General features: G+C 74.4%; 14 protein-coding genes. 10 read left to right on the top strand and 4 right to left on the bottom strand.

The window, feature by feature from the left end:
• The first annotated feature begins 32 nt into the window (after positions 1-32).
• From BLS70_RS00495 to BLS70_RS00485, 3 genes are all read left to right on the top strand, one after another.
• Positions 33-452, top strand: coding sequence for a DUF350 domain-containing protein (locus tag BLS70_RS00495; RefSeq protein WP_091763587.1), 420 nt, complete (start codon positions 33-35; stop codon positions 450-452).
• A gap of 120 nt (positions 453-572) precedes the next feature.
• A complete protein-coding gene (gene fabG / locus BLS70_RS00490; RefSeq protein WP_091763586.1) occupies positions 573-1,340 on the top strand; it encodes a 3-oxoacyl-ACP reductase FabG in 768 nt (255 codons plus the stop codon).
• Between the two features lie 66 nt (positions 1,341-1,406).
• Positions 1,407-2,027: an SGNH/GDSL hydrolase family protein gene (locus BLS70_RS00485; RefSeq protein WP_091764061.1), complete on the top strand. Its 621-nt coding sequence runs from the start codon at positions 1,407-1,409 to the stop codon at positions 2,025-2,027.
• On the opposite strand, the gene BLS70_RS00480 is transcribed toward BLS70_RS00485, so the two are convergent.
• The 4 genes from BLS70_RS00480 to BLS70_RS00465 form a co-directional block, all read right to left on the bottom strand.
• Positions 2,028-4,886: an FAD-binding and (Fe-S)-binding domain-containing protein gene (locus BLS70_RS00480; protein WP_091763585.1), complete on the bottom strand. Its 2,859-nt coding sequence runs from the start codon at positions 4,884-4,886 to the stop codon at positions 2,028-2,030.
• Between the two features lie 124 nt (positions 4,887-5,010).
• Positions 5,011-5,412, bottom strand: coding sequence for a cupin domain-containing protein (locus BLS70_RS00475; protein ID WP_091763584.1), 402 nt, complete (start codon positions 5,410-5,412; stop codon positions 5,011-5,013).
• A 161-nt stretch (positions 5,413-5,573) separates the two neighbouring features.
• Entirely contained in the window at positions 5,574-6,848 is a 1,275-nt protein-coding gene (locus BLS70_RS00470; RefSeq protein ID WP_143030307.1) for a lipopolysaccharide biosynthesis protein, read from the bottom strand.
• Between the two features lie 67 nt (positions 6,849-6,915).
• Positions 6,916-8,151, bottom strand: a complete 1,236-nt coding sequence (locus BLS70_RS00465) for a glycosyltransferase family 4 protein (protein WP_218122211.1) — start codon at positions 8,149-8,151, stop codon at positions 6,916-6,918.
• 108 nt (positions 8,152-8,259) lie between these two features.
• Between BLS70_RS00465 and BLS70_RS00460 the strand changes: the two genes are divergently transcribed.
• The 7 genes from BLS70_RS00460 (at position 8,260) to BLS70_RS00430 (ending at position 20,316) form a co-directional block, all read left to right on the top strand.
• Complete coding sequence (locus BLS70_RS00460) at positions 8,260-8,988, top strand: class I SAM-dependent methyltransferase (protein WP_091763582.1); 729 nt, start codon at positions 8,260-8,262, stop codon at positions 8,986-8,988.
• 263 nt (positions 8,989-9,251) lie between these two features.
• On the top strand, positions 9,252-10,220 hold the full coding sequence (pgfA, locus tag BLS70_RS00455) for a cell envelope lipid trafficking protein PgfA (RefSeq protein WP_091763581.1): 969 nt from the start codon (positions 9,252-9,254) through the stop codon (positions 10,218-10,220).
• A 99-nt stretch (positions 10,221-10,319) separates the two neighbouring features.
• A complete protein-coding gene (locus BLS70_RS00450; RefSeq protein WP_176946213.1) occupies positions 10,320-14,477 on the top strand; it encodes an alpha-(1->3)-arabinofuranosyltransferase in 4,158 nt (1,385 codons plus the stop codon).
• Positions 14,478-14,505: 28 nt separating this feature from the next.
• Complete coding sequence (locus BLS70_RS00445) at positions 14,506-15,705, top strand: DUF5005 domain-containing protein (RefSeq protein WP_176946212.1); 1,200 nt, start codon at positions 14,506-14,508, stop codon at positions 15,703-15,705.
• A 54-nt stretch (positions 15,706-15,759) separates the two neighbouring features.
• Positions 15,760-17,100 (top strand): MFS transporter, encoded by a 1,341-nt coding sequence (locus tag BLS70_RS00440; protein WP_255362132.1) that lies wholly within the window; start codon positions 15,760-15,762, stop codon positions 17,098-17,100.
• A 118-nt stretch (positions 17,101-17,218) separates the two neighbouring features.
• Complete coding sequence (locus tag BLS70_RS00435) at positions 17,219-18,721, top strand: GntP family permease (RefSeq protein WP_091763577.1); 1,503 nt, start codon at positions 17,219-17,221, stop codon at positions 18,719-18,721.
• A gap of 20 nt (positions 18,722-18,741) precedes the next feature.
• Positions 18,742-20,316, top strand: coding sequence for an FMN-binding glutamate synthase family protein (locus tag BLS70_RS00430; protein WP_091763576.1), 1,575 nt, complete (start codon positions 18,742-18,744; stop codon positions 20,314-20,316).
• The last annotated feature ends 13 nt before the right edge of the window (positions 20,317-20,329 follow it).

The following is a 20,329-nucleotide window of genomic DNA, read 5'->3' as shown; positions in this document are numbered from 1 at the left end:
CAGGCCCGTCCCCGACGTCCGGAGGTTCCCTCGTGCTGGCCAGCATCGGCTACGCCGCCGCGTACACGGGCGTGGGCATCGCGCTCCTCGCGCTCGGCTTCGTGGCGCTCGACCTGCTCACCCCGGGCCACCTCGGCCGTCACATCTACGAGGAGGGCTCGGTCAACGCCGGCATCGTGCTGTCGGCCGGGTTCCTCGGCCAGGGCGCGATCGCGTTCACCACGATCTGGACCAACGCCACGAACGGCTTCGGCGAGGCGCTCTGGTACACGGTGGTCTTCGGGGTCCTGGGCGTGCTCCTGCAGGCGCTTGCGTTCCTGGTGCTCAACCTGGTCACCCCGGGTTCCCTGGGAGCGGCGCTGGTCCAGGTGCGGTTCCACCCGGCCAGCCTGGTGAGCGCCGCCTCGCAGCTCGCGGTGGCCGCCATCATCGTGGCCTCGATCTGGCCCTGACGGCGCCCGCTTCCCCCGTGTGACGGGGGACTCACGCCCTGGCCGTAAGGTGCCGGGCAGCTTGTCGTCCCCGCTCGGTCGGGGACCGACGCAGCAGCAGACCTGACGAGAGGAAGATCAATGAGCGAGGCAGTCAACAGCACCCGGGTGGCCATCGTCACCGGCGGCGCGCGCGGCATCGGTGCCGCCACCGCCCAGCGGCTGGCGCAGGACGGGTTCGCCGTCGCGGTCCTGGACCTCGACGAGGCGTCGGCCAAGAACACGGTGGACGCGATCGAGGCGGCCGGCGGCAGGGCCCTGGCAGTGGGCGCCGACGTCAGCGACGCCGAGCAGGTCCAGGCGGCCGTCGACCGCATCGCGTCCGAGCTCGGCGCGCCGGTCGTGCTGGTGAACAACGCCGGCGTGCTCCGCGACAACATGCTGTTCAAGATGTCGGACTCCGACTGGGACATCGTCATGAACGTGCACCTCCGGGGTGCCTTCCTCATGTCGCGCGCCGCCCAGAAGCACATGATCGAGCAGAAGTGGGGCCGGATCGTCAACCTGTCCAGCACCTCGGCGCTCGGCAACCGCGGCCAGGCCAACTACTCCACCGCGAAGGCCGGTCTGCAGGGCTTCACCAAGACCCTCGCGATCGAGCTCGGCAAGTTCGGCGTCACCGCCAACGCCATCGCCCCCGGGTTCATCCAGACCGAGATGACCAAGGCGACCGCCGACCGCATGGGCATCCCCTTCGACGACTTCATCAAGGGCGCCGGGTCGCAGATCCCGGTGCAGCGCGTCGGCCAGCCCGAGGACATCGCGCACCTGGTCTCGTTCTTCGTGAGCGAGGGTGCGGGCTTCATCTCCGGCCAGGTCGTCTACGCCGCCGGTGGCCCCAAGGCCTGAGCAGGATCCCCGCGCGACGCGCGGGGCGCACGAAATCGGCGGGCCACGGACGGCGTTGTGCTGTCCGTGGCCCGTTCTGCTCTCCGTCTCCTGGTCCTCGGCGACTCGATCGCCTACGGCACCGGCGCCCGGCGCCCCGAGGACACCCTGGGACGCCGGCTGGCCGCCGCCCTCACCGCCGACGGCCATGACGTCGACCTGCACCTGCGGGCGGTGCCGGGGGCCGTGTCCGCCGACCTCCCGCGTCAGGCGCGCGGGGCCGCGGACCTGGCGGCCGACCTCGCGCTGGTCGTGATCGGCGCCAACGACCTCACCCGGCTCGTCCCGCCGGAGCGGGCCGCCGCATCGCTCGACGAGGCGCTGCGGGTGCTGCGCGCCACGGGCACCGACGTCGTCCTGGTGCCGGCGCCGGACATGTCCCACGTGCCCTTCGTGCCGCCGGCCTTCCGGCCGCTCGTCCAGGCCGCCTGCGCCCAGCTGCGGCAGCGGCAGGTGGCCGTCGCCGCGGCGACCGGTGCCACTGTCGTGCCGGTGGCCGACGTCAACCGGGCCTTCGGTACCGACCCGGCGCTGTTCGCCGCTGACCGGTTCCACCCGTCGTCGGCCGGCTACGCCCGTATCGCCTCCGCGCTGACCCCCGTGGTCCTCGAGGCCGCCCGGGCGCGCCGGGACGACACCGCGGCCTGATCAGCGCGAGCGCCCCGCCAGCAGCTGGGCCAGGTGCAGGCCACGGCGGCCGGCCAGCTGGTCCAGCTGGGTGCGGCAGGAGAACCCGTCGGCGAGCACGACCGCGTCGTCGGGGAGCTCCTCGACGGCCGGGAGGAGCTGCTGCCCGGCGATGGCGACCGACACGTCGTGGTGGCCCTTCTCGACGCCCCAGTTGCCCGCCAGACCGCAGCAGCCGCCCAGGCGGGTGACCTCGGCCCCGGCCCGCCGCAGCAGCGCGGCGTCGGCCGACCAGCCGAGCACCGAGGCGTGGTGGCAGTGCGGCTGGGCCACGACCTGCAGGCCGGCCAGGGACGGCGGCGCCCAGCCCGGCGTCGCGGCCAGGAGCTCGGCCAGCGTGCGGGTTCCCCGGGCGACCCGTTCGGCGTCCGGCCCCCCGACCACCTCGAGCGACTCGTTGCGCAGCACGGCGGTGCACGAGGGCTCGACGCCGACGACCGGGATGCCGGCGTCCACGACGGGCGCGAGCTCGGCGATGGTGTGCCCGAGGATGCGTCGGGCGGCGTCCAGCTGGCCGGTGGTGATCCAGGTCAGCCCGCAGCACGTGTCCGAGCCGGGCACCTGCACGCGGTAGCCCGCGGCCTCCAGCACCTCGGCGGTGGCCAGGGCGACGTCGGGGTCGAAGTGGTCGGTGAAGGAGTCCACCCACAGCGCCACCGGGGCGCCGTCGTGCGTCGCCGCCGGGCGGTCGGCCCACTGCTGGCGGAACGTGCGGGCGGCGAACGCGGGCACCTCCCGACGCTGGTCCATGCCTGCGCCCCACTTCGCCAGCCGGCCGCCCACCCGTGAACCGAGGAGGGCGTTGACCACCCGCGGAGCGCGCGCTGCCAGGTCGGCCCAGCGCGGCAGCCAGCCCAGCGTGTAGTGCGGGCGGGGACGCAGCCGGCGGCGGTAGGACTGGTGCAGCACCTCGGCCTTGTAGGACGCCATGTCCACCCCGGTCGGGCAGTCCGACGAGCAGCCCTTGCAGGACAGGCACAGGTCGAGGGCGTCGTGCACCTCGGGGGAGCGCCAGCCGGTGACCGGGCCGCCGGGGGCCAGCATCTCCTGCAGCACCCGTGCCCGGCCGCGCGTGCTGTCCTTCTCCTGCCGCGTCGCCGGCCACGAGGGGCACATGACCCCGCCGGAGGACTGCAGGTCCGCCCGGCACTTGCCTACGCCGGTGCAGCGGTGCACGGCCGCCGAGAGGTCGCCGCCGTCGTGCCGGTAGGCCAGGGCGAGCCCCTCCCGTACGACCGGGGCGGTGGCCATGCGGATGTCCGCGTCCAGGGCCGAGGGCCGGACGAGCACGCCGGGGTTGAGCACGTCCGCGGGGTCGAAGACCGCCTTGACCTGCTCGAAGAGGCTGATCACGGTGGGGGAGTACATGAGGGGCAGCAGCTCGCTGCGGGCCCGCCCGTCGCCGTGCTCGCCGGACAGCGAGCCGCCGTAGCCGGCGACCAGCCGCGCGGCGTCCTCCACGAAGGACCGGTACCGCGACCGCCCCCGGTCCGGCTCGCCACCGCTACCGAAGGGGAAGTCGATGCGACCGTGCACGCAGCCGTCCCCGAAGTGCCCGTACGGGACGCACTGCAGGCCGTGCTGGTCGAGCAGCGCCTCGAACTCCCGCAGGTAGGCGCCCAGGCGCTCGGGCGGGACGGCGGCGTCCTCCCACCCGGCGTGCGCCGGCCGCCCGTCGGACGTGCGGTTGGCCAGCCCGGCGCCGTCCTCGCGGATGCGCCAGATGGCCGCGGCGTGCGCCGGGTCGGTGACCACCATCGAGTCGACGGCACCGGCGTCGGCGAGCACGCCGCGCGCCTTGCTCTCGACCTCGGCGACGTCGTCGCCGGTCAGCTCGACGATCAGCCACCCCGCGCCGCGGGGCAGGTCGGGGACGACGGCGGCGGGCACGTCGCGCAGTCGCTGCACGATCCGCTCGTCGAGGCCCTCGACCGCGGTCGGCTCGTGGGGGAGCAGTCCGGGTGTGGCATCGGCGGCGTCGGCCATGGAGGGATAGCCCAGGACGACCAGACCGCGGAACGGCGCGTCGGTCACGAGCCGCACGGTGGCGCCGAGGACCAGCCCGAGCGTCCCCTCGCTGCCCACCAGCGCGCGGGCGACGTCGAAGCCGCGCTCGGGCAGCAGGTGCTCGAGCGAGTAGCCCGAGACCTGGCGGCCGAAGCGGCCGAGCTCCGTGCGGATCGTGCCCAGGGAACCGGCGACCAGCTGGTGCAGGTCGGCCAGGGGACCGGCGTCGGGGGTCGTGCCGGGGCGGAGGTCCAGCCGGGTGCCGGCGCCGGTGGCGACGTCCAGGCCGACGACGTTGTCCGATGTCCGCCCGTAGCCCAGGGCCCGCGAGCCGCAGGCGTTGTTGCCGATCATCCCGCCGATCGTGCAGCGGTTGTGCGTGCTCGGGTCGGGGCCGAAGCGGAGGCCGTTCGGGCGGGCTGCGGTCTGCAGCGCGGCCTGCACGACGCCCGGGTCGACGACCGCCGTCCGCGCCTCCGGGTCGATCGAACGGACCCGGTTCAGGTGACGGCTGGTGTCGAGGACCACGCCCGGTCCGACGGCGTTGCCCGCGATGGACGTTCCGGCGCCCCGGGCGGTGAGCGGCACGCCCAGCTCGCGGCAGACGGCGAGCGTGGCGAGCACCTCGTCGACGTCCCGGGGCCGCACCACGGCGCGGGGGTGGATGCGGTAGAGCGAGGCGTCGGAGGAGTAGAGCGCGCGGGCGAGCCCTGAGTCGTCGACGTCGGCGATCCCCGCCCGGCGGAGCGCCGCGGCGAGCTCGGGACCGGTGCCGTCCCCCGTGCGCAGGTGGCCGGGGGAGGTGGTCGTCATGCCCCCGAGTCTCCCTTCCCGCCGGTGCGGCCGGCCACCCGGTGTCCCGCCGGCACGCGAAGGGCCGCCGTCGGAACGACGGCGGCCCTTCCGGAGCCGGTGGTGAGCCGGGGTCGGCCCGGGCTCAGTCGGACGTCGGGGGCTCGTCCTTGCCCTCTTCCTCCAGCCGGTCGGCCTCCTCCTTGGTCTTGTGCACCGCGCCGTCGGCGTGCTCCGGCGGGCCGTAGACCGTGTAGAGGATCAGCGGGTTCTCGCCGGTGTTGAGGAAGTTGTGCTTCTTCCCGGCGGGCACCACGACGAGGTCGCCCTGGGCGACGGCCTTCTCCGACCCGCCGATGATCGCCTTCCCGGTGCCGCTGACGAAGGTGAGGATCTGGTCCACCTCGTGGATCTCCTCGCCGATTTCGCCGTCCTTCGGGATGGTCATGATGACGAGCTGGGTGTGCTCCCCGGTCCAGAGCACGCGACGGAAGTCGGGGCTCTTCTCGGCCTCGGTCGCGATCGTGTAGTGGATGACGGACGCCATGGACGGCGCTCCTCTCGTCTCGGCTCGTCTGCTGAGCGGCCCGCCCGGACATCGGGGCGGGCGACCGTGCAGCTCCTGCCCGCGCAGGCGGGGGAGTAGTCCTGGTTCGCCCGTTCTGCTGATCTTGGCCTGGCCGCGCGGTGTCGCAGACGTGCGCGGGCTCAGGCCGTGATCGGTCCCCGGGCCGGAACGGGCGGCGAGCCGTGCGCGCGCCACAGCCGGATGAGACCGGTGCCGACGAGCAGGACGCTGGCGCCGACCGCGATGCCGGCCACCGTCAGCACGGTCAGGCCGTCCCGGTAGGCCATCACCTCCACGCCGATGCCCTCCACCGCCACCGCGCACCACACCGCGACCGCGGCGACGCGGTCGGAGGCGGCGATGCCGGAGTAGAGCAGCAGCTGGGCCAGGGCGAACAGCGTCCCGAGGATCGCGAAGACCCAGACCGCGCCGCCCAGCGCGTCGCCGTACTCCGCGCCGCCCACCAGGGGGAGGGCCCGTGCGCCGAGCACCGCCGTGGCGGCGGTGATCACCGCGCCGACCAGGGCGACCAGGGCGGCGGCGACCGGCAGCAGCCGCCGTCGTCCCCCGGCGTTGGCCAGCCGGGGCAGCAGGACGACGCTGACGCCCTGCGGGAGCCAGAAGGCGACCTTGGCGAAGATCGAGGCGACGGCGTACTCGCCGGCCAGATCGGCGGGCAGGTGGTGGCGGGCCAGCAGCAGGTCGAGGTTGACCATGAGCACCAGACCGAGGAGGGCGCCGGAGGCCTTCGTGGCCGCCACGACGTGCACCCGCAGGCCGCGGGCGAAGCCGGGACGGCCGGAGAACCACCAGCCGACGACGGCGCTGCCCGCGCAGCCCGCCGCCATCCCGATGAGCGCGGCCTCGGGCGTTCCGCCGATGACCAGACCGGCGATGCCGCCGCCGGACTTGAGCACGCCGAAGGTGGTGTTCACCAGTGCCAGCCGGCGGTAGCGCCGGGTGCCCTGGAGCAGGCCGTCGTAGCCGCCGACGAGGGTGTGCGGGACCAGGACGGCGATCAGCCACAGCACCGTCGAGGGACCGGAGAGGTGGAGGAGCGACACCAGGGGGACGACGGCCAGGAGCCCGAGGAGGCCGACGGCCCCGGCCCCGACCCAGGTGGCGGTGTGCAGCCGGGCCACCACGGCCGCGCGGTCGCGGGGGTTGGCGCCCAGGGTCAGCGCCGCCGCGGTCTGCAGCCCGATCGCCGGGACCACGCCGATGAACATGACCCCCAGCAGGGCGGCCAGTTCACCGAAGGCCTCCGGCGCGAGGAGGCGGGCCGCCACGACGGTCATGACGTACGCGAGCCCGTTGACGCCCAGCAGGGCCAGCGAGACGAGCGCGGCCGGGACGGCGGCCGCGCGGCGCCGGCGGAGGAAGCCCGGGGCCGGTGGCGCTTCCGTGGCGGTCATCCCCGCACCCCGCACCGAGGGTCCGGGTGGACCGCTCGCCGCCGGGTGTCCGGGTGGCCGCCCCAGCTCACGGCAGCCCTGAGGAAGCGGTCTCCCGGGAGCGTGCCGTGCCGGCCGCGGACACCTCGACGTGGGCGGCGAGCTCCAGGGCCAGGTCGCCGGTGCCGTGCTGGATGCGCTCCAGCAGCTCGACCAGGTCGCCGGCGTCGGCGCGGACGTCGGCGCGCGACGACTCGTGGACGGAGCGGGCCAGGACGCCGGCGAACTCCCGGACGCTGGCCGACCACTCGAAGGTGGCCGCGTGCCGCGCGGCGGCCTCGCCCATGGCGCGGCGGGCGTCGGCGTCCTCGAGGAGGCCGGCGACGGCGTCGGTCATCTGGTCGAGGTCGTCGACGAGCACGCCGCTGACGCCGTCCACGACCGACTCCTGCAGGCCACCGGAGGAGTGGTAGCCGACCGTCGGCACACCGTGGCCACCGGCCTCGATGACCACCATGCCCCAGCCCTCCTTCACCGACGGGCAGACGAACACCCATGCGGCGGCGAGCTGCTCGTGCTTGGCCTTCTCGTCGAGGAACCCGAGGAACTCGACACGGTCGGCCACGCCGAGCCGCTCGGCCTGGGTGCGCAGCGTCTCCTCCCACCAGCCCTCGCCGACGACGGCGAGGGTGAGGTCGGGCCAGCGGTCGCTCAGCCGGGCGAGGATGTCCAGCGAGTGCTCGACCTGCTTGTGGGGGACCAGCCGGCCCAGCGTGATCAGCCGCGGCGTCGGGGAGCGCGGCACGTCGACGGGGACGACCGGCTCGGTGCCCACGGGGACCAGCGTCGTCCGCTCGGGGGCGATGCCGAGACCGGCCATCTCGCGCCCGGTCGCGTCCGAGATCGTCACGTAGGGCACCCGGCGGTAGACCCGGGGCGCCACCTTCGACTCCAGCCACCAGCCGATGCGCCCGCCGACGGGACCGAAGACGATCGGCCACTGCTCCTTGTGCACGTGGAAGACCACGGTGGTCACCGGCGAGCGGGTGGCCAGGGTGCTGCAGAAGGGGATGCCGTTCTGGACGTCGACGACCAGACGGGGCTTGGTCTTCCGGACGAACGCCATGGCCCGCGGGTAGATGCTCAGCCGCCCGCCGCGCCGGACGATCCGGACACCGTTGAGGATCTCCTCGCGGGGAGCGCGGCCGTGCTCGGCGCAGAACAAGGTCACACGGAGCCCGGCGGCAGCCAGACCCTCCGCGATCCGCTGCACGTACCGTTCCGATCCGCCGCCCTCCGGGTGGCTGACATCACGCCAGTTCACGAAGAGAACATCGATGTCCGTCGTTCGGTACAACACCCGCGGCACACTAATGCACCCGAGCAGCGGCTTCGACCCGCGACGAGTCCTACGACCCTTTGGAGTACACGGATGAACCGATCGGCCACCCTCTCGCGGTCGGTCTCGCTCTTCCAGGCGTTCCTGCACGAACAGGACGACCCGGAGCGCTTCTACAGCGTGCTGGCCGCCGATTCGGTGGCGCAGCTGTCCCACTGGGTCGACCTCGCCGGCACCACGGTGCTGGACGTGGGCGGCGGCCCCGGCTACTTCGCGGATGCCTTCCGTGGCGCCGGTGCCACGTACGTGGGCCTCGAGCCGGACGCCGGCGAGATGTCCGCCCGCGGCGAGCCGGAGCCGGGCACGCTGCGGGGCAGTGGTGAGGAGCTGCCGATCCGCACCGGCGCGGTCGACGTCTGCTACTCGTCCAACGTGCTCGAGCACGTGCGGCACCCCGTGCGGATGGCCGACGAGATGGTGCGTGTGACCAAACCCGGGGGACTCGTCTTCCTCTCCTTCACCCCGTGGCTGTCGCCGTGGGGTGGGCACGAGACGGCGCCGTGGCACTACCTCGGTGGCCACCGTGCCCGCCGCCGGTACATCAAGCGCAACGGGGCCGAGCCGAAGAACAAGTACGGGGAGTCCCTCTTCGCGGCCTCGGCCGGCGCCGCCTGCAAGTGGGCCCGCGCCTGCCCGGACGCCGAGCTGATCGCCGCGCTGCCCCGGTACCACCCGTGGTGGGCCGCCTGGGTCGCCCGCGTTCCCGGCCTGCGTGAGTTCGCCACCTGGAACATGGTCCTGGTGCTGCGCCGGAACAGCTGATCCCCGGCCTCCCGGGTCGGAGGCGCTCTCGCACCACGCGCACCGGTGGGCGCGCCTCCCACCTGTGCACCAGCGGGCCCGGGAGGCCCGGGGAACTCGTCCGGCCCGGGGGTCCCCGGCGCCCCCCGGGCGTGTCGCGGCGTGCCGGCGGAGGCGGTCGATTCCCGGGTCCGGGTGTCGGGGCGTCGTCCGGGACCGGGGCGCCGGAGTCACGTACCGTCGGAACCCGTGCCGCGCAAGCCGTAGCGGCGAGGGGGAGCTGCATGCGGACGCGTGTCGTCGGGCTGGCCGTGATGGGCCTGGGAGGTCTCGCGGTCGTCGCGGCGGTCACGGCGGACGCCTGGGTGCCGCTGTCGCCGGCCGAGCTGCGCCTGGACGAGGACCTCGCGACGGAGTCGATCGGGCAGCAGGTCCGGTACCTGGACCCGGCGCAGGTCGCCGAGGTGACGGGCGAGGAGGTCACCGTGTCGGTCCGCGTCCGCGGGGACGAGGACACCGGAGCCGCCGACGACGACACCGCCGTCTGGCAGTACGTGTCCGAGACCGACGACGCGAACGGCACACTGATCGCCACGAGCACCACCCTCGTGTGCCTGGACCGCCGCAGCGCCGAGGCGGTGAACTGCGTCGGCGAGTCCATCGACGGGGAGCCCGTCGACGTCCGTGGCCTCACGCTGCGCTTCCCGGCCGACACGCAGCAGCGCGACTACGATCTCTGGGACACCACGGCGAGGCAGCCGTTCCCTGCCCGCTACGTGGGCGCCGAGCAGCTCGACGGCCTGCGGGTGTACCGCTTCGAGCAGGAGGTCCCCGAGCAGGTGGTCCGGTCGGTGCCCGTACCCGGTCGCCTGGTCGGGGACGACGCCGTCGAGATCGAGGCCGAGGTCGTGCACACCAGCTCTCGCACGGTGCTGGTCGAGCCGGTCAGCGGTGTCGTCGTGTCCGAGGAGGAGAGCCCGGTGACCGCGTTGCGTGGTCCCGACGGCGCCGCGGGGGCCGTCCTCCTGGCCGGCACGTTCCACTGGTCGGAGGCCTCCGTCGACGACGCGATCGACCGCGCCGAGCAGGTCCGCGACGACCGTGGCGACCTGAGGACGGGGGTGCGGTGGGCCGCGTCCAGCACCGGCGCTGCGCTCCTCGCCACCGGCGCGCTCCTCGCCCTCCGCCGGAACCCCGCCCAGCCCGACGACGCCCAGGACGAGCCCGTGCGGGTTCCCGTCCCGAGCGCCTGAGGCGACGGGGGAACTCTGCACATGGCGACCATGGTCACCGGCACGCCCGCCGGACCTTCGTCCACCGACGCCGCCTCGTCGGGTGGACCCCGCGAGCCCGTGACGGGACGGTTCAGGGCCCTGCTGGGGCGCTGGCGGCTGGCGCTGGTCTGCGCCGGCTTCCTGGTGCTGGCGATGCTGCAGGCGCCGGGGAAGATCCTGGGCGACACGAAGTCGGACCTGGTGGTCGACCCGCTGGCCTTCCTCGGCCGGGCGCTCACCCTGTGGGAGCCCGAGGGCGCCGCCGGTCAGATCCAGAACCAGGCCTACGGCTACCTCTTCCCGATGGGCCCGTTCTTCGCGCTCGGGCAGCTGGCCGGGGTGCCGGCGTGGATCGTCCAGCGGCTGTGGTTCGCGGCGCTGATGAGCGTCGCCTTCCTCGGCGTCGTGCTCCTGGCCCGCCGGTTGCGCATCGGCACCCCGGCGACGGCGGTGCTGGCCGGCATCGCCTACGCGCTGTCGCCGCGCATGGTCACCGAGATCGGCGCCATCTCGATCGAGACCATCCCGCTGGCGCTGGCCCCGTGGGTCCTCGTGCCGCTCGTGGGCGCGGCGGACCGCGGCTCCGCAAGGCGTGCCGCCGCGCTGTCGGGTCTGGCCGTCTTCTGCGTCGGCGGGGTCAACGCCGTCGCCACCGCGGCCGTCCTGCCACTGGCCGTGCTGTACCTGCTGACCCGTCCGGCCGGCCCGTTCAAGCGCCGGTTGATCGCCTGGTGGGTGGTCGCCGTCGGTCTCGCCACCGCCTGGTGGGCCGGCCCCCTGGTGCTGCTGGGCCGGTTCGGCTCGTCGTTCCTCTACTACATCGAGACGGCCGCGGCCACGACCTTCCCGACCGACGTGCTCAGCGTGCTGCGCGGGACGTCGCACTGGCTCGCCGCGCTGGCCTCGCCGTCGGGTCCGAACTGGCCGGCGGGGTGGGCGCTCGTGCACGAGGTCGTCCCGATCGTGGGCACGGTCCTCCTCGCCACGGCCGGGCTGGCCGCGATGTGCCGGCGCGATCTGCCGGAGCGCACCTGGCTCGTCCTGGGACTCCTGGCCGGCGTCGGTCTGGTCTCCCTGGGGCACCTCGCCGAGGTGCAGGGAGTGCTGGCCGAGCGGCTGCACGACTGGCTCGACGGACCGCTGGCGCCGCTGCGCAACGTGCACAAGTGGGACCCGGTGGTCCGCCTGCCGCTGGTGCTCGGCCTGGCACACCTCGGTGGTGTCGCCGTCCGGCACGTGCGGCGGGTCCGCGAGGATGCCGGAGCGCGGCACGGGCGACGGGGCGGGGCGACCCTGGCCTCGCGCGCGGTGCTGCTCGCGCTCGCGCTGGCGCTCGTGGCGTCGGTCTCCCCGGCGCTGGCCGGGCGGCTCGCACCGCCGGCCGGCTTCTCCGACGTCCCCGGCTACTGGCAGCAGACGGCGGACTTCCTGGCCGCGGAGCAGCCCAGCGGCCGGGCCCTGCTGGTGCCCGGGTCCTCCTTCCCCGAGTACGAGTGGGGGACGCCGATCGACGAGCCGATGCAGGCGCTCGCGGAGTCCCCGTGGGACGTCCGCAACGCGATCCCGCTGACCCCCGAGGGCCACATCCGCATGCTCGACGCCATCGAGGCGCGGCTGGAAGTGGGGGAGGGCTCCGCGGGTCTGACCCGGTACCTCGCGCGGGCCGGCATCTCCCACCTGGTCCTGCGCAACGACCTCGACACCGGTGAGGCGGTCGCGACCCGCGCGGTGCTGGTGCGCCAGGCCTTGCGCGACTCGCCGGGCATCGGCCTGGTCGCCACCTTCGGCCCCGTGTCGGGCGGCGACGACCTGCGCGACGGCTCGGTCGCCGACGCCGGGCTCGACGAGCCGGCGCCGGCCGTCGAGGTCTACGCCGTCGCGGACACCGCGCCGTCGGCGTGGACGGCGCCGCTGTCCTCGGCGGTCACCGTGCACGGCGGTCCCGAAGCCCTGCTGTCGCTGGAGGACCGCGGGATGATCACCGACCGGCCCACCCTCATGGCCGGCACCCCCGGGGCCCCGATCGAGCCGGCCATGGTGACCGACGCGCTCATCCGGCGCGAGCGGAACTACGGCCGGTTGATCGGCGCCACCTCCGGGGGGCTCACGGAGCAGGACGCGCTGCGCCTGGACAACCCGGCGCGCGACTACGTGCTCCCCGCCCTCGGCGCCGCGGAGAGCGTGATCGAGTACCTCGGCGGCACCCCGACCGCCTCCAGCTCCGCGTCGGACGCCGACGGCTTCGCCGCCGCCCGGCTGGACACCCAGCCCTGGTCGGCCGTGGACGCCGACCCGATGACCGCCTGGCGGCCCGCCCCCTGGGACGAGAGCGGCGAGCCGCCCTGGTGGCGGCTGACGACGGAGCGGCCGGTCGCGGCCCGCGAGATCATCGTGTCCCTCGGCCAGGAGCCGGGTGTGGCCCGGCCCGAGGAGCTCCGGATCACGACCGACACCGGAGAGCTCGTCGTGCGGGTGGCCGACACCGGCGAGGAGCAGGCCCTGCCCCTGCCGGAGGGCTACACGTCCACGGTGACCATCAGCTCGCTGGTGCCGGCCGGTGCCCCCGGTGCCCCCGCCCTCTCCATCGCGGAGGTGCGCGTCCCCGGTGTGAACATGCACCGCTCGGCCGTCACCCCCTCGCCCGCCAGCCCGGTGAGCGTCTTCGCGTTCGACGCCCTCCGGGGCCGGTCGGGCTGCGTGACCGGCGCCGAGGGCGACCCCCGCTGTGCCCCCGGGCTCGTCAGCGGGTCGGAGGAGGCGATCTGGCTCGACCGCGGGTTCAGCACGTCGCAGTGGTTCGACTACGAGGTCTTCGCGACCGCGGTGGCCCGTCCGGGCCGGGCGCTCGACGCGGTGCTCGCCGAGGCCCGCGGCAGTGCGCGGGTCGAGGCCAGCAGCGAGCCGGTCACCGATCCGCGCGGCAGTGGCGCGGCGGCCGTCGACGGGAACCCGGCGACGGCCTGGATGGCCGGGGGCGACGATTTCCGGCCGACGCTCGAGCTCACCTGGGACGAGCCCCGAGCCGTGGACTCCCTGCGCGTGGTCACCGCCCCCGGGCTGGCCGCCGCGACACCCACCGCGGTCTCGATCGACGCAGGTGGGCTGCCGAGGACCGTGCGGCTGGCCGAGGACGGCATCGCGCAGTTCGCCCCGGTGGTCACCGACCGGCTCTCGGTCACCTTCCTGCTGCCCGGGGACGCCGAGTCCGTCGACCCGTACACGCGGTGGGAGCAGCGGCTGGGCGTCGGGGTGAGCGAGCTCGAGGTCGGTGGCCCCAACCCGGTCGCCGATCCGGACACCGAGGTCTTCTTCGAGTGCGGTGAGGGTCCGGAGGTGCGCGTCGACGGCACCGTGATGCTGACCGCGGCGCGGACCACCGTCGGCCGGCTGGAGGCGCAGCGCCCGCTGGCGCTGGAGTTCTGCGACACCGCACCCACGATCCGGCTGCCGGCGGGCGAGCACCGCCTCCTGGGGCGCAGCAGCGCGACCATGAGCATCGACTCGACCACCCTCCTGCGGGTCGGGTCCCCGGGCGACACCGACCGCGGCGTGCGCACGGCGGCGGAGACGCCCCGCTGGAACGCCGAGCACCGCACCGTGCAGGTCGAGGACCGCAGCGAGGACACGCTGCTCGTGATCCCCGAGAACACCAACCCCGGCTGGACCGCGCGCCTGGACGGGCAGGTGCTCGCCCCGGTCGCCGTCGACGGGTGGCAGCAGGGCTACATCCTCCCGCCGGGGGCGGCCGGCACGGTGCAGCTGGACTTCGCGCCCGGCCCCTACTACCGCGCCGCGCTGGCCGTCGGTGCAGGAGCGGTGCTGCTCCTGGTCCTGGTGGCGGCGCTGCCGGCACGTCCGGGCCGGAACCGCCCGCCCCGCTCGCCGGGCCGCGCCGCGGCGCTCTCCGCCGTCCTCATGACCGCCTTCGTCACCGGGGCGGCCCTGCTCGGCACCGCGCTCGTCGGCGGGCTCGTGGGCATGGCGGCGCTCGCCGGCCTCTGGGTGCTGCGGCAGCTCCTCCCGCGGACGGCACCCGCCCTCCTCGGGAGCGTCGCCGTCCTCGCCCTCGTCGTGGCGGGCGGGCTGCTGCTCGCCGACGCCGACGGGACGGAGACCCAGCGGCAGGTCCTGGCCGTCGTCGCGTTGAGCGCGGTCGTGGCGGGTGTGGTGCCCGGGTTGCCCGCCCGGTGGCTGCCGGGGCGTCGCGGGGCGCCGGCCGTCGTGGCGGGCCGGTGAGGTGGCGCGCATGAGGCACCATCGGGACGTGCCCCGCAGAATCGCCGTCCTCGTCCCGGTGGTCTGCCTCGCGCTGACCGGCTGCCTGCGGCTCGAGGCCCCGGCCCCGGACGTCCAGCCGGGCCGGCAGGGACCGGTCCTCGCGGAGATCCAGCCGGCCGCGGACGCGGACACGGCGCGGCTGGAGCCGGCCTGCCCGGCTCCCGAACAGCCGGCGACGCTGTCGGCGGCCCAGCTGAACGAGATGGTCACCGAGTCCGACCTGCCCTATTGGCAGGCGGCGGACGTCGGGGCGAGCGCTGTCCTGAGCGACGGCCGCGTCCTCTGGGTCTACGGGGACACCCTGCGCGAGAAGCAGATCGAGCCGCGACTGGTCGACAACACCGTGCTCGTCACCTCCGGCACGTGCATGTCCCAGCTGATCACCGACGGGCTCGGCCCGGTGTTCCCCCGCGACTCCCGGGAGCTGAGCCACTGGCCGATGTCGCTGGTCCGCCTGGAGCCCACCGCGGCCGACGGCGAGGGCGTGACGGACGTCGTGGTCGTCTACCTCTCCCGCATCCAGCGCGGCGACCGGCAGTGGGACTTCATCTTCCGCGGCACCACGGCCGCCGTCCTCGAGGTCGGGGCCGACGGGGTCCCGCGGCTGGCACGGATGGCGCACCTGACGCCGGACAGCGTCTCCTTCGACCAGATCAACTGGGGGGCGGCCGCGACCGTCGACGGGGACTGGCTGTACCTCTACGGCACCCGCCAGACCGGCGAGGCCGACGTCTACGGCCGGGAGCTGTACGTCTCCCGCCGGCCGGCCGGCGAGCCGATGAACGCCGCGGCGATGCAGTACTGGGACGGCTCGGAGTGGCAGCCGGACGGCTCGCGCGCGGTGCCGATCCTGGACGCCGTCCAGGGGACGTCGCAGACCCTGTCGGTCAACCGGCTGGACGGCCGGTGGACCGCGATCTCCAAGCGGGGCGGCGACCTGGCCGACAAGATCACCATGTGGACCTCCGACCAGCCCTACGGGCCCTGGACGGCGACCGACGTGGCCGACTCGCCCAACGGGCAGGACACCGGGAACCTGCAGTACACCCCGCTGTCCCACCCCGGCATCCGCACCCCGTCCGGGCGGCTGCTCGTCTCGGTCTCGCGCAACACCTCGAGCATCGAGGAGCTGTTCGCCTCGCCCGAGGTGGGACGGGTGCTCTTCACGGAGGTCGGCCGACCCTGACCACGCCGGGTGACCGGTGAGCGAGGTCACCGCCGGTCGCGGAAGATCGAGGACGTGTCCGGTGTCGGGACAGGGGTGACCCCGCCGACGTCTGCCCGCGCCTACGCGGTGTGGGGCGTGGCGCTGCTGTCCTACGTGGTCGCCGTGTTCCACCGGGCGTCCCTCGGAGTGGCCGCCGTCGACGCGCAGGAGCGCTTCTCCGCCGGCGCCTCGGCCGTCTCGCTGTTCCTGGTCCTCCAGCTCGCCGTGTACGCCGGCCTGCAGATCCCGGTCGGTGTGGCCCTCGACCGGCTCGGGTCGCGGCGGCTGATCCTCGCCGGGGCGGTCACCATGGCCGCCGGGCAGCTCGTGCTCGCGCTCGCGGAGGACGTGCCCACCGCGGTGGCGGCCCGGGTGCTCGTCGGCGCCGGCGACGCGATGACCTTCATCAGCGTGCTGCGCGTCGTCTCGTTCTGGTTCCCCGGCCCGGTGATCCCGCTGATCACCCAGCTGACCGGCATCCTCGGCCAGCTCGGTTCCGTCCTCGCGGCGTACCCGCTGGTCGCCCTGCTGCACGGCACCTCGTGGGAGGCGACCTTCCTGGGCGCCGCGGCCACGGGCCTGCTGGTGGCGGTTCTCGTCCTGGTCGCGCTGCGCGATGCTCCGGGCGGCACGGTGCGCGGACCCGCCGTCGGCCTGGCCGAACTGCGCGGCACCCTCCTGGACACCTGGCGCGAGCCGGGGACGCGGATCGGGCTCTACACGCACCTGGTCACGCAGTTCTCCGGCACCGTCTTCGCGCTGCTCTGGGGCTACCCGTTCCTGGTCGTCGGGCAGGGGCTCTCACCCGGGACGGCGGCGGGGCTGCTCACCCTGCTGGTCCTGGTGGGCATGGGCGTCGGCCCGCTGCTGGGCCGGCTGTGCGGACGCTGGCCGTTGCGGCGGTCGGTGCTGGTCTTCACGATCCTGGGCGCCACAGCGGCGGTCTGGACGGTGGTGCTGGCCTGGCCGGGACGCGCGCCCCTGCCACTGCTGATCCTGCTCGTCGTCGTGCTGGGCACGAACGGGCCGGGCTCGATGATCGGCTTCGACTACGCCCGCACGGAGAACCCGGCCGAGCGGCTGGGCAGCGCCAGCGGGGTGGTGAACGTCGGCGGCTTCGTCGCCTCGCTGTTGACCATCCTCGCCATCGGAGCCGTCCTCGACCTGCTCACACCCGGCGCTTCGACCGACTACGACCTCGGCGCCTTCCGGGCGGCGTTCGCCGTGCAGTACGTGTTCTGGGCGATCGGCCTGGTCGGTGTGCTGAGGCACCGGCGCGAGCTGCGGGCCCGGCTGGCGCGCGACGGCGTCGTCCTGGCACCGCTGGCCACCGCCGTGCGCGCCCGGCTCCGCGGCGGCTCCGCCTACCGCTGAGGCCGGAGCGGGCGCCGGCACCGGGACGCCCGGGACGTTCCCGGGTCGCCCGGCGGGACGGCTCCGAGCATGATCGGCACCGGGACACCCATCGAGCGCCGCAGCCCCCGGAGGTGCCATGACCGAGGTCGAGCCCACGCTGGGCGCCGGACCCCTGCTGCTCATCGCGGCGGGCGGGGTGCTGCTCCTGCTGCTGCTGATCATCCGGTTCAAGCTGCACGCCTTCGTGGCGCTGATCCTGGTCAGCCTGCTCGTCGCGCTGGCGGCCCGCGTGCCGATCGAGGACGTCGTCGACACGCTGACCGGCGGGTTCGGCAGCACGCTGGCCAACGTCGCCCTGCTCGTCGGGCTGGGCGCGATGCTGGGTCGGCTGCTGGAGTTCAGCGGCGGTGCGCAGGTGCTGGCCGATCGCCTGATCGCCCGGTTCGGAGAGCAACGCGCGCCGCTGGCCCTGGGCGTCGCGGCGCTGCTGTTCGGTTTCCCGATCTTCTTCGACGCGGGCCTGGTCGTCTTCCTGCCCATCGTGTTCACGATCGCGCTGCGGCTCGGGGGCTCGCTGCTCACCTACGGACTGCCGGTGGCGGGGGCGTTCGCCGTCATGCACGCGTTCGTGCCGCCCCATCCGGGTCCGGTGGCGGCCGCCGAGCTCATCGGGGCCGACATCGGTCTGGTCCTGGTCCTCGGGCTGCTCATCGGCCTGCCGACCTGGTTCCTCGGCGGCTACCTCTTCGGACTCTGGGCCGGTCGCCGCTACGACGTCCCCGTCCCCGACATCCTCTCCGAGGGGGAACCGTTCGACGGCGCGCAGCGGGACGGGGGCGCGCCCGCGGGAGCCTCATCCGGCGCGACGCCGGTCGCCGGGACCTCGCCGGAGGTCGCCGGCCGGTCCGGGGGTGCCGCGGTCGGCACCGGCACGGCACCGTCCCCGGGCCCCCCTGCGTTCGCGACCGTGCTGGGGCTGCTGCTCCTGCCGCTGCTGCTCATCTTCCTGAACACCGGGATGAGCACCCTGGCCTCGGCCGGCGCCGTCGACGAGGAGTCGACGCCGGTGCGCGTGGCGCAGCTGATCGGGGCGACCCCCATCGCGCTCCTGATCACGGTCCTCGTGGCGATGGTCGTGCTGGGCAGGAACCGGGGGAGCTCGGGCGCGGAGGTGGAGTCGGTGGTGAACAGCGCCCTCGGACCGGTCTGCGCGATCATCCTGATCACCGGTGCGGGTGGGATGTTCGGCGGCGTGCTGCGTGCCAGCGGCATCGGCGAGGCCCTCGCCGACGTGCTCGGCGACATCGGCCTGCCGGTCATCGTGGCCGCGTTCGTCATCTCGGTGCTGCTGCGCGTCGCCCAGGGATCGGCCACCGTCGCCCTCACCACCACGGCCGGGCTCATCGCCCCCGTGGTGGAGGCCAGCGACGGGCTCTCGAGCATCGACCTCGCGCTCGTGGTGATCGCCATCGCCGCCGGGGCGACGGTGCTGTCGCACGTGAACGACTCCGGCTTCTGGCTGGTGAGCCGTTTCTTCAAGATGGACGAGAAGACGACGCTCAAGACCTGGACGGTCATGGAGACGCTGCTCGGCACCATCGGCTTCGTGCTGGCGCTGGTGCTCAGCCTCGTCCTCTGACGGGGCCGGGAGGAGTCGGGATGTCACGGATCGGACGGACCGCAGGAACCGGACTGGCGGCGCTGGCGGCCGTCGCTGCCCGAGACCTCCTGCAGCGCGAGCACTCGCTGCTCCGCAACTTCCCGGTGCTCGGGCGCGCCCGGTACCTGCTCGAGTCGATCGGCCCCGAGCTGCGCCAGTACCTCGTCGCCGGCAACAACGAGGAGCGGCCCTTCACCCGCGACCAGCGCCGCTGGGTGTACGCCTCGGCGAAGGGCGAGAACAACTACTTCGGCTTCGGCACCGACAACGACCTCGAGTACACCGCCGGCTACCCGGTGATCAACCACAAGACGCTCGGCCGGGCCGTGCCGTCGACGGACGTGCACACCGGGCACGGTGCCGGGCTGCCGGCCGCGAAGGTGCTCGGCGCCGCACGGGGCCGCCGGCACGCCTTCCGGCCCGCGTCGGTCGTCAACATCTCCGCGATGAGCTTCGGCTCGCTGTCGGGGGCCGCGATCGAGGCGCTGAACCGCGGCGCGGAGCTGGCCGGCTGCCTGCACAACACCGGGGAGGGCGGGCTCTCGCCGCACCACCGGCACGGCGGCGAGCTGGTGTTCCAGCTCGGCACGGCCTACTTCGGCTGCCGCGACGAGCACGGCCGGTTCGACCTGCAGCGGCTGAAGGATCTCGTCGCGGGCGTACCCGTCCGGGCCCTGGAGATCAAGCTCAGCCAGGGCGCCAAGCCGGGCCTGGGCGGCGTGCTGCCGGCCGCCAAGGTGTCGGCCGAGATCGCCGCGACGCGTGGCATCCCGGTGGGCGAGGACTGCATCAGCCCGTCGCGGCACGCCGAGTTCTCCGACGTGGACAGCCTGCTCGACTGGGTGGAGCTGCTGGCGGCGGAGACCGGGCTGCCGGTGGGCATCAAGTCCGCCGTCGGCGACATGGGCTTCTGGGAGGAGCTGACCGACCGGATGGCCGCGTCCGGCCGCGGGGTCGACTTCGTGACGATCGACGGGGGAGAGGGCGGCACCGGCGCGGCGCCGCTCATCTTCACCGACTCGGTGTCGCTGCCCTTCCAGCTGGGCTTCGCCCGCGTCTACGCGACCTTCGCCCGCACGGGCCTGCACGAGGACGTCGTCTTCGTCGGCGGCGGCAAGCTCGGCCTCCCCGACAACGCCGTCGTCGCCTTCGCGCTGGGCTGCGACCTGGTGAACATCGCCCGCGAGGCGATGCTGGCGATCGGCTGCATCCAGGCGCAGAAGTGCCACACCGACACCTGCCCCACCGGCGTCGCGACGCAGAACCCGTGGCTGGCGCACGGTCTGGACCCGGCCCGGAAGTCGGTGCGGGCCGCCACCTACGTGCAGACCCTCCGCCGCGACCTGCTGAAGGTCGCCGAGGCGTGCGGCGTCGAGCACCCCGGCCTCATCGATACGGGCTCGGTGGAGGTGCTCACCGGGCGGACGGCGTCCACCCCGCTGCACGAGGTGTACGGCTACGACCCGGCCTGGGGCCTGCCCTCGGCGGCCGACCGCGCGGCGATCGTCGCTCTCATGGCGGTGGAGTCGCCGCAGGGCGGCAGCGCCCCGCCGTCGCCCGGCGCCGCGGGCTGACCCTCAGCCCGAG

This window comes from Blastococcus aurantiacus (assembly GCF_900102425.1).
GTDB classification, from domain to species: Bacteria; Actinomycetota; Actinomycetes; order Mycobacteriales; family Geodermatophilaceae; genus Blastococcus; species Blastococcus aurantiacus.
This window is presented reverse-complemented; position numbering and strand designations above follow the sequence as displayed.